The sequence below is a fragment of the Nocardia sp. Tas62D01 genome (genome assembly GCF_055232035.1).
On record NZ_JBUYUZ010000001.1, the window covers coordinates 1,130,456 to 1,143,405 of the forward strand.

Here is a 12,950-nt window from a genome sequence, read left to right on the forward strand (position 1 = left end):
TAATCGCCGCGGGCCACGATCGTGTAATCGCCTGTGCCGAAGCGCATGCAGCCCTCAACCCGAGGAACGGGCGGTGGTCGGGGTCGCCGGCACGTCGGAATGACATCGAATCGCAGGATGTTTGTGCGTCAGTCGGCCGCCCTTCGCCCCACGGTAAGATAACCGGTGCGGGTCCACTCCTCGAGGAGGCTGGCGATGACCGACAGCCCACGATCGATCGCCGAAATCGACAAAGCGCTCCCATCGGGTGAGGATCAGGAGCGATTTTCCGGCTACGGGTTGATGGGGATGCCATTCGCCAGCGGCCACTACTTGGCGCTTCGGCATTTCCCTGCCAGCTCGGTCGGTGAAGGGTACGACTCGGTGTGGCATCGAGACCCGGCCGGCGAATGGGTGATCTACAGCAGTGTTTCCCCGGAGGCCAGCTGCGCCCGCTATTTCGGCTCGGCGCTCGAAGACGTACGGGTTGAACACATCTCGGTGACGTGGACGGGTCCGTCCGCGTTCACAGTGGAGGTGCAGGACAGGCTCGTGTGGGATCTCGAGCTGGGACGATCGGCGGCGACGGCGGCGATGACGGGTCTCGGTCGCATGCTGCCCGCGGCTTTGTGGCGACGCCCTGCCGTCCTGTCGCTCATGTCGCGGGTTGCTGGTCCGGCGCTGGGCGTCGGGCGGGTGCGGCTTAGCGGCACTTCCCCGAACGGTCAATGGTTCCGGGCCAATCCGCGGATGCTGTGGACCGTCGAGAAGAGTGGTGCACGGATCGATGGAATCGATATCGGTCCTCCGGGGCCGCTGGCCGAGCAGGCGAGGTTGGGTGACTTCTGGCTGCCGCAACGCGGAATGTTCATCGTGGGCGAAGCATATTTCGAGCAGTACGATGCGGCACGCCATCAGGCCGCCCGCCCCGGCTCATGATTGTCCGCCGCCGCCGCTGCAGCAGCGGGTGTGCCCTCGCGCCCTCGGCGCGCTCATGCTGCCGGTGCACGCGAGCTGAAGGGTTCCTTCGTGTGAACGAAGGAACCCTTCAGGCGATTACACGCCCAGGCCGGCCCTCAGCTTGATTTTTAACCTCTAACTGGCAGCCGTGGTGGTCTTACCGACCGCCTGGTGTGGTGCGCGTCGGATGTTTTTTGCGCCGGGCGGGCGTCCGGGACCCGGCCGTGAGGGTTTCGGCGCGCGGGCCGGAAGAGCGGTTGTCGGGCGGAGGTGGCGAAATCCCCTGCGGACGCGGGCTGGGGTGAGGCGGCTGGGGCTGGTTGGTTTTCTCTCCCAGGGGTGGCGGAGGTCTTCGGTGAGTCCTCGGGCGAGGCGGAGTTGGGTGTGTGCGGCGATGATGAGCCAGGTCCAGCGGTCGGCGGCGGCGGAGTCGCGGATACGCGGCTTGGTCCACCCGAGGGTCTGTTTCAGGAACCGGAAGGTGTGCTCGATGTCGAAGCGCCGCAGGAAGGTTCGCCAGATTCGGTCGATAATGGCGGGGTCGGCGATGTCGGGTTGCGAACACCATAGCCACAGTGGTTTCGGGTTGCGGTCGCCGGGTAGCCGGTCCACCCGAAGCCCGATGACGACGCCCTCGATGATCGGCAGTTCCCCGTCGTGGTAGGCCCAGGATCCTCGGCGGGCGAGTTTGGGGTGCAGACGGTTCCATGCCGTCGCACGCACGGCGCCGTAGCGGTCGGTGTCGGTGGTGGTGACGACAGCGGGCTCGGGATGGGTCCCGGTGTCGGACAACGCGAAGTCGGGGCCGTGCTTGGCGGGACGGCCCCTCTTGCCCGCACGGGGTTCGGCGGGGAAGGCCAGGACGCGGTCGGAGCGTATTCGCCCGATCAGGACCACGGGCAGATCCGCGAGCTCGTATGCCAGGCATGTGATGTCGTAGCCCGCATCGAACACGATCTTGATGTGCGGGTCGCCGGGAACATGGAGGTCGGCGGCTTGCAGGCGTTGCACGACTTCCCGGATCTGGGCGGCGGTGACCTCGGTCGCGTCGTCGTCGGGGTGCAGCCGTATCGCGTCGAGGATCGTGGTCCAAGAGGTCCGGCCGGGCTCCAGCGCGGCGACGTAGGAGAACAGCCAGCCCGGGATCATCTGCGCTTGCCCCCTGCCACGGCCATAGACATGGCAGAACGATCGATCGGGGCTGGTCGCCGCGTCGGGACGCAGCCACGGACTGGCATCGACGGCCAGCATGATCGCACCTTCGTCGTCTCGCCCGACCGTGGTCGTGGCGGTGATCGCGCGCCGGAGCCGGGCGATGTCGATACTTCCGGCGTTCAGACCGTCGTAGAGGGCGCCGTGGCCGCGTCGATATTCCCCGGTCAGACACAGTCCGACCAGCGTGGTGACCGGTCCGTCGTCGCACAGCACCGCGTCGGTGAGTTCGAACAGCGCGTCGGCGCGCGCGGTCAGGCTTTCATAGAACGAATTGCGGAACGCCGCAAGCGATTCCGGTCCCGACGGGCGCGCCGACTCGACCGGACGAAATACTTCGGGCACACTGACAGGCACGGCCACCACAACTTCTCATCAGGCTCTTTAGCGGGAACCCGACGATGATGATGCGGTGGCCGCTCCATGTCACGGCGACACGCCGAAATTCGTCCCTAAATCAACACGGCAGCAACACGTTTCGATGATCGAACCGCTCCAACACCGACCCGGACGGTCGGCGGGCAGTGACCCGGAGGTTAAAAATCAAGCTCAGGGTCGGCCAAGAATTCGGCAGCGCTGCCTTCCAATACGGCCACGAGTGGGTGCCGATCGGGTCCCAGTCGACGGCCGGATGCAGGCCGACCAGATCCATCGCCGCCAACACGGTGACGGTGCAGTCATGAGCGGCCTGCTCGATCAGGATCGCTTCGGTCAGGGTGACCGGGTAGGAGAAGCTGGGGTCGAAGTTGAGATCGTCGGGGCCGGCCATGCCGGTGCCGGTGTAGATGAAGACCGGCTTGCCGCGCAGCTTGTCGAGGTGTGCGCTCGGATCGTGAGCCTTCCACCCCGGGTCGCCCGAGGGTCCCCACATGTTGTCTGGATTTCCGCCGTCGGAGATGACGACCGGCCGCACCGAGAATTGCCCGAGGTTGCTGGAGTACAGGCAGCCGCTGAAGGTGGCCAGCGCCCGGTACAGGGAAGGATTGCGCACTGTCAATGTCGCGGCGGCCTGAGCGCCCATCGACACACCGCCGATGGCGTTGACGCCGTTGCCTTTCAACAGGCTGTCCACCAACGGGGGAAGCTCGGCGGTGAGGAAAGTTTCCCACTTGTTGTGCCCGAGCTTGGGGTCGTCCTTCTCCCAGTCGGTGTAGTAGCTTCCGCCGCCGCCGACCGGCATCACCACGTTGATGGGTTTGTCGGCGAAGAACCCCGCGGCGCCGCCGCGCTTGGACCAGGTGCTTTCACCCTCGGTGTCGGATGCCCCGTTTCCGTCGAGCAGGTACAGGGTGGGACGGGACACCACATGATTGACCGGCAGCAGCACGTCGAGTTGGACAATCCGCTCCATCGCGGGAGACTGGACATAAATCTCTTCCCGTTGGGCGGAGATCTGTGTGATGTGGTCGACGGTGGCCTGCGCGCTCGCAATCGGTGGTGCGGCGCACAGCGGTGTGACCACAGCCGCGACAACGGCGACAGCGTATGCCACGCGTCGACTGCTGCGAAGCGGTTTGACTACGGAAATGATGCTCACGTCACGCATCGTAGAAGTCGGCATCGTGAGCGATCGTTGCCAGCGGCGGGAAACCCGGCAGGCTTTGGCGCAGTTGTGATGATCTTGGGTGTGGCGATCCGAGCGACGCCACGTTTCGCGTCGGTGCCGAAATCCGCGACCTACCGATCCAGCGCCGCCGCGTAGGTCGCGCGGGTGTTCACCGCGCTGATCGTGGCGAGGTACACCTCCTTGACCGCATCGGCGGGACGCACACCGCTCGCCGGCGTCGGAAGCATCCGAACCCGACCCGTCCGGACCTCCACCCGCACTACCGCGCGTAGTTTCCCGAGTCGCTGCTGCGTGAAGGGTTCGTCGCCCCAACTCGGCTGAAGAATTACCGCAGATAAAGGGCTGCTATGTGCGGTAAATCCTCAGCGCCGGATTTCTCGCGAATATAGGCCCCGACCAGGGGCGTGCGGTAGGACCGGTTGTCACCAGGGACGGCAGTGGCCGTCCGGGTGGCCCCACTGGTCGTGTTCGTCGTTGTGCCACACTCCGTGCCGGTCACAGTGCCAGTCATTGCGGAAGGGATCGCGCGGGTCGTGCCACCCCGGGCGATTCCAGCCGCCCCAGTCGCCATCCTGATGGGCTGGGAACTGTGCACCCGGCACTGCGGCGGTGGCCGATCCGGCGAGCGGCCCGACGAATACGGCACCCGCGGTGGCGACTACCGCCAAGGTACTGGCGAGTTTCATTTTCACAGCAGGAGCCTTTCTGAAGACGCGATACTTGCTGTGACGGACCATTCCAGAACACCGATGCGAAGACAATGGAGTTCAGTAAATTCTCAGCACACTGCACACGCGTTCTCAGCACACGGAGCGTCCCGTGCTGACTTGGGGTTTTCCAACGGTGTCGGCGGGGGGCCTGCCTGTATCACCGGTGCTGCGGAGGAATCAGGGTGAGGGCTGAACGTGGGCAGAGTGCGACGGCGCTGCGCGCTGCGGTGATTTGTTGAGGGCTGGGGGTGGGATCGTTGGGGTGGTTGCGGGCGAGGGGGTAGCCCCAGTCGTCGCGGTCGAGGAGCTCCGGTAGCAGTTCGATGCACAGTCCGCGCCCGTCGCATCGGGTCCAGTCGATGTGCAATCGCCAAGTGCGGCTGCTGGGTTCGGTGTGGGTCATCGCGGGCTCCGGGTTCTGGCTGCTGCGAGGGCTGCCTGACAGGTACCGCGCAGATGCAGCCGCAGGTCGTCGGCGAAAACGGTGAGTGTGGAGCGTACGAGGCGGGCGGTGCCGTCGGGGTGGTGGCAGGATCCGCGGCGGTCGACGAGGTGGGCCAGCCGTGCGATCTCACCGGGATCGCCACGGTGCCCGTATGCCATGGCGGTGAGCGCGTCGGCGAGTTCAGGAAGGCCGTTGCGGCACGGGCCGCACTGGCCCGCGCTTTGCGCGGCGAGGTAGGCGGTGATGTCGGCACTCGCGCGGAGTCCGCAGTCGGTCAGTGGCAGTACTCGGACGAATCCGGCGCCTGGTGTGGCGTGCAGTGGGCGCAGCGCCGCAGTCGACAGCGCTGCCTGCCGCAGTGCTGTGCCGGGGATCCATGTGCCGTGGTATCCGCCGATCAGCACCGCCCGCACAGTGGCAGGGTCGGTGTGCCCTGCGCGGGTGATCAGATTGAACAGTGTGGTGCCGAAGGGAACTTCGACGACACCCGTGATTACGGTGCCTGCGAGGGTGACCAGCATGGTGCCGGGTTCGTCGGCGGTGCCGAGGGTGCGGAACCAGCGTGGCCCGTAGCGGGCAATCAAAGCTATGTGCGCGAGGGTCTCGACGTTATGCACCAATGTCGGGCGGCCACGTAGTCCCGCGTGCGCCATGCTCACCAGCTGGTCACTGGGTAGGGCCGGCCGCCCTGCGATGCGATTGACGACAGCGGATTTTTCGCCGGAGAGGAAGGTCTCCGGAGCAGCAGTGAGCTTGATGCGGTGCCTGTCGTATCCGGCGGCGAGACGTTCGGAGAGCGCCCGGCGGACCGACTCCAGCGCCGGCTCTGGAGCATAGAGGTGGCACTCGTGCGCGCCGATGGCGTCCGCGGCGGCAGTGAGGCCGTCGAGCACGAGGTGCGGGGCACGGGTGAGCAGTATCGCGTCCTTGCTGCTTTCGGGTTCGCCCTCGGCGCCGTTGGCGATGACGATCGGTCGGCGGCCGGCAGCGGCGGCCGTCATCTTGCGTGCGGTGGGGAATCCGGCGCCGCCGTGGCCTCGCAGGCCAGCAGCGGCCAGCATGTCGATGAGTGCCCGGGGATTCGTGAGCGTCGGCAGCGGACCATAGCAAGCGGTGTGTGCGGCCAACTCCGGGCCGGTGGCGGCAAGCAGGCGGTGCACGCCGGCGGGCGGGGCAGGCCGGGTGATGGTGGGGGCGTAGGCCGTTCGGCCGCTGTGCACGCTCATTGAAAACTCCTCTCCCGCGATTCCCCGAATTCGGCGAAGTCGCGGCTGATCCGCCATGTCACGGCGGCAGCTACGGCGAGGATGCATGCCGCGGAAAGGGCGAGCATCCACAGGTGTGTGACGTCAGTGCCCGCACCGAGCGCGTGCGTCAGCGCCACCGGCCACAGGGCGTAGGTGGCCCAGTGGGCCACGCGAAACGCGCGAGGACCGAGCCGGTGGCGCAGCAGGGCGGAGATAACGATCGCGGCGAGCAGGTCGAGGGCGACGGTGCCCAGCCCCACCCACAGCGGACGGTAACGCCCCGCGAAGGGCACCAGGGCGTCGAGCAGGCGCAGCTGGGAGTGTGGATCGGCAAGCAGGCTGGCCACATGGATGGCGACCAGCGTGGTCGCGATCAGCGCGACGCCGCGGTGCAATTCGGCGAGGCCGACGCGCGGTAACACGAACGTGCGCCCGGAGCGGGCGACGATCCCGACTACTACCGACACGGTGAGCACTGCGAGCGCCGTGATCCCGCTGCCCCGGCCGAACGCCCACAGCGCCTGGTCCAAGCCTGTCTGTCCCATCGCTTACTCTCCGTTCCGGTCGGTGGGCCAGTTGCCCAGGGTGCTGATCCGGCCGTCGCGATCGACGAGCCGGGCGGGCAGTCCGGATCGGCGAAGCCATCCGAAAGCGCCTCGGCCTCGGACGATGCTTGCGGTGCTTGCCGCGTTCGCCGCCAGGCACGACCCGGCGGCGACCGAGACGGTGCGCCACACCGTGTCCGCCGCCGTACCGGTGTGCGGATCGACGATGTGGTGCATGAGCCGGCCGCCGTGGGACCACCGCCGCCGCAGCGTGCTCGAGGTGGCGAGGGCCGCCCCGCCCGGCAGCCGGATCTGGCAGCTCGGTTCGGCAGGCCCGTCTTGGACCACGATCTGCCACCCGTTCGCGGGTGCTGGTCCGGCGGTGGCGATGTCACCGCCGAGACCGACCAGCACACCGCAACCGAGTTGGTCCGCGACCATGTGTGCGCACCGGTCGGCGGCGGCTGCCTTGGCAGTGGCGCCGAGGTCGAGCAGTACACCGTCGGGCACCGTCGCGATTCGATCCGCGAGGGTGATCATCGACCAGTCGGCGCGCCGGGTGACCGTAACCCGCACTGGCGCAAGTGTTTCGGCGATGTCGGTGCCAGCGATCAGTGTGTAGTCGCGGTCGTAGCCCAGGCCGACCAGCACGGCGCCTACGGTCGGGTCGACGTCGCCGTCGGTGGTCTTCGCGACCGCGAGCGCGGCGCGCAGGTAATCGGCGAAGAGCGCAGTGACCTCGACCGGTCGGCCGCCGTGTGCGGCCAGCTGGATGATCTCCGAGTCGCTGCGAAAGCGGCTGCAGGCACGGCCGACCGCGTCCAAGTGTTCGCAGACCAGTTCGCGGGCCGACGGCAGTGCGTCTGGATCGGTGACGACCAGCCGGGCCGTGGTGCTCCACACGGGCCAGTCGACGGCCGCGACACGTCCACGTCGACGGTGTGCGCTGTGATCGGTGCGGACCCGACGGTGAGCGAGCATTACGATCCGCTCGATCGTGCGTGCGACCGGCCCGTCCCGGACCCGATCTGAGGCACGGTGCCACCGTATGTTCCGCCGTTGGAGCCGGGTGAATCCGACGAGCCGGTGCCGGTGGTGGCCGCAGGTGCCGGCGCGGAGGAGGTATGGGTGTCGGCATAGGCCATCACCGACGCGCCGATCGTGCCCGCCACACTCAGCGCCACCATCGCCACGGTGGCGGAGTGCCCGGCCCGGCGGCTGGGTTGCGAAAACGCCATGACATACCTCTTGTTCGTCGACTGTCGGGGCGCTCCCGCCGACGCGGCGGGAGCGCTGAAACAACATGGTGCGCACGTACTCTTGGAACGCTCTGAGAATTCGCCGTTCGAATGCTCCGAGCAGGACGCGCCGGGAAATTCGGTGGCACGCTGGCAGCATGCTCGCTACCGTCACTGCCGGACCCCGGGTGTTGCTGGTCGAAGACGACCGTCAACTCGCCGAGATGGTGTCGATGCTGCTCGTCGACGAGGGATACCTGGTTGAGACCGCTCGGGACGGGCAAAGTGGGCTGCACCGGGGGTTGACCGAGGATTTCGATGTGATGATCATCGACCGGGGACTGCCGGTGCTGGAGGGACTGAAGCTGCTGCGGGCACTGCGGGAGCGTGCGGTTCTCACCCCCGCGTTGGTACTCACAGCTCGCGGGGCGGTGCTGGACCGCGTGGAGGGTCTCGACGCCGGAGCCGAGGACTACCTGGTCAAACCGTTCGAGATCCCGGAATTGCTCGCGCGGGTTCGGGCCCTGCACCGTCGGCACCTCGCCGCTGCGGCGTCGCTTCCCGTCGGTGCGCGTCTGCTGGTTCTGGCGACCCGTACGGTGATCGATCCTCGGGGCACACATGGCGAGGTGGCGTTGTCCGAGCGGGAGTGTGTACTGCTCGCGGTGTTGGCCCGGTCGCCGCGGCAGGTGTTCACTCGGCCTCAGCTGCTCGAGTTGGTCTTCGATCGGGCCGACACCGACGGGACCGTGGACACCTACGTGCACTACGTGCGCCGCAAACTCGGCCGCGAGGTCATCGACACCGTGCGCGGGCTCGGCTATCGACTCGGCGGCCGGTGAAGGCTCGCCAGCGCGGCCACCCGGCCGACATACCGACGGAACTGACCGTGCTGCGGCGCACCGCGCGTGCTGCCGCGATGCAGTCCGCGCTCGCGCTCGCGGCGGTGTTGCTCCTGGTCGGTGCGGTGCTCTACGGCGCAGATGCACACATCCAGGGCCGCCAGATCGATGATCAACTGTCGCAAGCGGCCGCAAGTGTCGACGACGCCAACGACCCGGCCCCGGGAATGGCGATCGCTATCGACGAGCAGGACGGTCGGATCTCTGTCAGTCCACATGCACCTACGCCGACCGCCACCGTGGTGACCGGCCCGACGGGCTTTCGCGATGTGCAGGCCGGCGGAGTGGACTACCGGGCGCTGGTGGTCGACCAATCCGGTAAGAAAATCGCGGTGCTATCGGACCTGACTCCCTGGGAAGAGGGCCGGGAGCAGTTGCTGCTCGCGTTGCTGGTCGCCGAGCTTGCCGGTCTGGCCGCCGCTGCCGGTGTGGCCGTGGTGCTCTCGCGCCGCGCGATCCGCCCGTTGGCAGCCGCGCTGGCGCTGGAACGCCGCTTCGTTGCCGACGCCTCACACGAACTGCGCGCGCCGTTGACCGTGCTGCACACCCGCGCCCAACTGCTCGCCCGCCGATCCGACCTCGACGAGGCGTTGAGCACCCAGTTGCGTGGCCTGGTCGCGGACACCCGCGCGCTCGCCGATATCGTCGGCGATCTGCTGCTGGCGGCGTCTGCGCAGCACGAGCCCGGCCGCAGGGAGCGCGTCGATCTGGTCCAGCTGTGCCATGAGGTACGCGAAAGCGTTGCTGCACATGCGGATTCCCGCAGTATCACCGTCGATGTCAGCGCCGAGCCGTCCGCAGGCGAGATGATCGTCGACGGTGTTCGCCCGGCGTTGCGGCGCGCGGTCTTCGCGCTCGCCGACAACGCACTGAATCACGAAACATTCGGTGGCACAGTCATTTTCAGCGTTTCTAGATCCGGAACCGAAGTACACCTCGCTGTCACCGACACCGGCGCAGGACTCGATCCCCGAGATGCCGAACGCCTGTTCCTTCGATTCGCGCACGGTGACGGCCACAGCGCCGGCATCCGAGCACACGGGATCGGTCTGGCACTGGTTCGTGAGGTCGTCGAGGCCCACCACGGGCGCATCACCGTCGACGGCGAACCCGGCCGCGGCGCGACCTTCACACTGCACCTGCCCGCCGCCGTGGGCCGCTGAGCACCGGTCCCATCCATTCCAAGAATCTTCCAAGAAACGGCCCATACTCTGCGGTCGACCAGCTACCCCGCATTGCGACCAAGGAGTTGAGCCGTCATGGGGCTGACCACGATCAATGGGCTGCCTGCCCACGTCCTTCTCGTTCATTTCGTTGTAGTGTTGGTGCCCCTGACGGCGCTGCTTGTGGTGCTGTCTGTGCTGTGGCCCGCCGCGCGGCGGCGACTTGGCATCATCACGCCGCTGACGGCGCTTGCCACGCTTGTCATGGTGCCTGTGACCACGGACGCCGGTGACTGGCTCGAGCACCACGCAGGGCGCGACCCGCTGGTGCGAATTCACGCACATCTCGGTGATCAGATGTTGTACTGGTCGCTTGGGGTGTTTCTGTTGTCCGTTGCGTGGTGGGTTACGCACGACGAGCGGGCCCGCACCCGGCTGAGGTGGCCGGCCAGGCTGTCGAATATGTCTGCTGTGAACCGGGCCGTCGCTACTGTGGTGGCAATAGTGGCAGTCGCGGTGTCGGTCGGCTCGGTAGTCGAGGACTACCGCATCGGCGACAGCGGCGCGAAAGCCGCCTGGCATGACAAAGCCGGCTCAGCCACGTCCGGGCCCGGCGGCAAGTGAACCGGCCTACCCGGTTATCCAGTCTTTTGCGCGATCCATGGACGTAAGGCAAACCCCAGTGGGAAGCTCGATGTACAACAGGTGCCGGCGAGGAAGCGGGACACATGGTGGACAAAAGCGCAACGGGGAGCACCGGGAGAGCGGCGACGGCGGATCGGCCGGGGGACATACGGAATGTCGTGTTGGTCGGGCACAGTGGGTCGGGGAAGACGACGCTCGTAGAGGCGCTGGCGCTGACTACGGGGGCGGTGAATCGGGCGGGGCGGGTCGAGGATGGGACCTCGCTGTCGGATTATGACGAGATCGAGCATCGCCAGCATCGGTCGGTGCAGTTGTCGGTGGTGCCGCTGACGTGGTCGGGGATAAAGATCAATCTGTTGGATACGCCGGGCTACGCCGATTTCGTCGGTGAGCTGCGGGCGGGTCTGCGGGCGGCGGACGCGGCATTGTTCGTCGTTTCCGCGGCCGAGGGCGCCGAGGCGGTCAGCGGTGCGACCCGCGCGCTGTGGGAGGAATGCGCCGCGGTCGGGATGCCGCGCGCGATCGTAATCACCCACCTGGATACCGCGCGCGCCGACTTCGAGGAAATGACCGAGACCTGCCGGACCATCCTCGGCAACGGCTCGGAAAACATTCTCCCGCTGCATCTTCCGGTGTATGGCCCCAAGAGCCCCGACGGCCATCGTCCGGTCACCGGCCTGGTCGAGCTACTGCCGCACTGCGTGGTCGACTACTCCACCGGTGAATGCACGCAGATCGAACCGTCCACCGACCAGGTGACGGCGTTGGGGGAGGCGCGCAACCGGCTGATCGAGGGCATCATCGCCGAGAGCGAGGACGAATCCCTCATGGAGCGCTACCTCGGCGGCGACGAGATCGACCTGGGCACGCTCGTCACGGATCTCGAACGCGCGGTGGCGCGGGGCAGCTTCCATCCGGTGCTGTTCGGCGCGCAGGCGCCCGAGGGCGCCCGGCAGGGCCTGGGCACCGTCGAACTGCTCGAGCTGATCACGGGCGGTTTCCCGACGCCGACCGAGCACGCGGTGTCCGCAATCACCACCTCCAACGGCGCCGCGCCGCGCCGGCTGCGGTGCGACCCCGACGGCGCGCTTGCGGCGGAGGTCATCCGGACTTCCTCCGATCCCTATGTCGGCCGGGTGTCGCTGGTCCGGGTCTTCTCAGGCACCCTGCGCCCCGACGAGACCGTGCATGTGTGCGGCCACGGACAGGAGGACCGCGGCCACGAGAATCACGACGTCGACGAACGCATCGGCGCGGTCACCGCACCATTCGGCAAACAGCAGCGCCCACTCGGACAGGCCATCGCCGGCGATATCGCCTACGTCACCAAACTCACCCGCGCCGAAACCGGCGACACCCTCTCCGGCACTGCCGCACCGTTGCTCATCGAACCGTGGCCGATGCCCGATCCGCTGCTGCCCATTGCCATTCAGGCCCGCAGCAAGGCCGACGACGACAAGCTCTCGCAGGGTCTGGCGCGGCTGGTGGCCGAGGACCCCGCGGTGCGGCTGGAACAGAACGGCGACACCCATCAGATCGTGCTGTGGTGTCTCGGCGAGGCGCACCGCGATGTCGCGCTGGAGCGGCTGCGCACCCGGTTCGGTGTCCAGGTCGACGTGATCGACCATCAAGTCGCGCTGCGGGAGACGTTCGCGGGCACGGCGAACGGCCGCGGCAGGCACGTCAAACAATCCGGCGGCCATGGCCAGTACGCCGTCTGCGAGATCGAGGTGGAGCCGCTGCCCGGTGGTTCCGGTATCGAGTTCGTGGACAGGGTGGTGGGCGGAGTGGTTCCGCGCCAATTCATTCCGTCGGTGGAGAAGGGTGTGCGGGCCCAGGCGTTACGCGGTGTGGCCGCGGGTTATCCGCTGGTCGATGTGCGCGTGACCCTCTGCGACGGTAAGGCCCACTCGGTCGACTCCTCCGACGCCGCCTTCCAAACCGCGGGCGCTCTCGCGCTGCGCGAGGCGGCGGCCCAGGCGGGTGTCGCCCTGCTCGAGCCCCTCGCCGATGTCTGGGTGGTGGTCTCCGACGACTACGTCGGGCCGGTACTCACTGACCTGTCGGGCAGGCGCGGCCGCGTCCTCGGCACCGAACCGCACGGCACCGGCCGCACCCGCATCCACGCCGAGGTCCCCGAACTGGAACTAAGCCGCTATGCGATAGACCTGCGTTCCCTCTCGCACGGCACCGGCGACTTCAGTCGTACCTACACCCGGCACGAGCAGATGCCCGCGGCGCTCGCCACCAGCATCCGCGGCCAGGCCACGGCCCGAACCTAGCGTCCAGCCGGTCGGCGGGGCGTCCCGTAGGGGTGGCGGCACGACGTGGCACTAT

General features: G+C 67.5%; 13 protein-coding genes. 5 read left to right on the plus strand and 8 right to left on the minus strand.

Annotated elements, in window-relative coordinates; all coding sequences use genetic code 11:
• Positions 1 to 195 precede the first annotated feature (195 nt).
• Positions 196 to 918, plus strand: a complete 723-nt coding sequence (locus ACV7NQ_RS05615) for a hypothetical protein (protein ID WP_463358633.1) — start codon at positions 196 to 198, stop codon at positions 916 to 918.
• Between the two features lie 156 nt (positions 919 to 1,074).
• Here the strand turns inward: ACV7NQ_RS05615 and ACV7NQ_RS05620 are convergent, their stop codons facing one another.
• From ACV7NQ_RS05620 to ACV7NQ_RS05655, 8 genes are all read right to left on the minus strand, one after another.
• Positions 1,075 to 2,514: an NF041680 family putative transposase gene (locus tag ACV7NQ_RS05620; protein WP_463358523.1), complete on the minus strand. Its 1,440-nt coding sequence runs from the start codon at positions 2,512 to 2,514 to the stop codon at positions 1,075 to 1,077.
• Positions 2,515 to 2,608: 94 nt separating this feature from the next.
• Positions 2,609 to 3,688, minus strand: coding sequence for an alpha/beta hydrolase (locus ACV7NQ_RS05625; RefSeq protein ID WP_463358634.1), 1,080 nt, complete (start codon positions 3,686 to 3,688; stop codon positions 2,609 to 2,611).
• Positions 3,689 to 4,140: 452 nt separating this feature from the next.
• Positions 4,141 to 4,404 (minus strand): hypothetical protein, encoded by a 264-nt coding sequence (locus ACV7NQ_RS05630; protein WP_463358635.1) that lies wholly within the window; start codon positions 4,402 to 4,404, stop codon positions 4,141 to 4,143.
• Between the two features lie 181 nt (positions 4,405 to 4,585).
• Positions 4,586 to 4,831 carry a ferredoxin gene (locus ACV7NQ_RS05635; protein WP_463358636.1) on the minus strand — a complete coding sequence of 82 codons (246 nt, stop codon included), beginning with the start codon at positions 4,829 to 4,831 and terminating at the stop codon, positions 4,586 to 4,588.
• Entirely contained in the window at positions 4,828 to 6,099 is a 1,272-nt protein-coding gene (locus ACV7NQ_RS05640; protein ID WP_463358637.1) for an NADH-ubiquinone oxidoreductase-F iron-sulfur binding region domain-containing protein, read from the minus strand. Before ACV7NQ_RS05640 ends, ACV7NQ_RS05635 begins: the two co-directional genes overlap by 4 nt.
• Positions 6,096 to 6,665 (minus strand): ferric reductase-like transmembrane domain-containing protein, encoded by a 570-nt coding sequence (locus ACV7NQ_RS05645; protein ID WP_463358638.1) that lies wholly within the window; start codon positions 6,663 to 6,665, stop codon positions 6,096 to 6,098. The genes ACV7NQ_RS05640 and ACV7NQ_RS05645 overlap by 4 nt, the downstream gene beginning before the upstream one ends.
• 3 nt (positions 6,666 to 6,668) lie before the next feature.
• The gene (locus tag ACV7NQ_RS05650; RefSeq protein WP_463358639.1) at positions 6,669 to 7,646 is read right to left on the minus strand and encodes an FAD:protein FMN transferase; all 978 of its coding nucleotides are present in this window, start codon (positions 7,644 to 7,646) and stop codon (positions 6,669 to 6,671) included.
• On the minus strand, positions 7,646 to 7,903 hold the full coding sequence (locus ACV7NQ_RS05655) for a hypothetical protein (RefSeq protein WP_463358640.1): 258 nt from the start codon (positions 7,901 to 7,903) through the stop codon (positions 7,646 to 7,648). Before ACV7NQ_RS05655 ends, ACV7NQ_RS05650 begins: the two co-directional genes overlap by 1 nt.
• 158 nt (positions 7,904 to 8,061) lie before the next feature.
• Here ACV7NQ_RS05655 and ACV7NQ_RS05660 point away from each other — a divergent pair, with 158 nt between their 5' ends.
• The 4 genes from ACV7NQ_RS05660 to ACV7NQ_RS05675 all read left to right on the plus strand — a co-directional run bounded on the left by ACV7NQ_RS05660 (position 8,062) and on the right by ACV7NQ_RS05675 (position 12,895).
• On the plus strand, positions 8,062 to 8,745 hold the full coding sequence (locus ACV7NQ_RS05660; protein ID WP_463358641.1) for a response regulator transcription factor: 684 nt from the start codon (positions 8,062 to 8,064) through the stop codon (positions 8,743 to 8,745).
• Positions 8,742 to 9,968, plus strand: a complete 1,227-nt coding sequence (locus ACV7NQ_RS05665) for a sensor histidine kinase (protein ID WP_463358642.1) — start codon at positions 8,742 to 8,744, stop codon at positions 9,966 to 9,968. The genes ACV7NQ_RS05660 and ACV7NQ_RS05665 overlap by 4 nt, the downstream gene beginning before the upstream one ends.
• 96 nt (positions 9,969 to 10,064) lie before the next feature.
• A complete protein-coding gene (locus ACV7NQ_RS05670; RefSeq protein ID WP_463358643.1) occupies positions 10,065 to 10,592 on the plus strand; it encodes a DUF2231 domain-containing protein in 528 nt (175 codons plus the stop codon).
• A gap of 104 nt (positions 10,593 to 10,696) precedes the next feature.
• Positions 10,697 to 12,895: an elongation factor G-like protein EF-G2 gene (locus ACV7NQ_RS05675; RefSeq protein WP_463358644.1), complete on the plus strand. Its 2,199-nt coding sequence runs from the start codon at positions 10,697 to 10,699 to the stop codon at positions 12,893 to 12,895.
• The last annotated feature ends 55 nt before the right edge of the window (positions 12,896 to 12,950 follow it).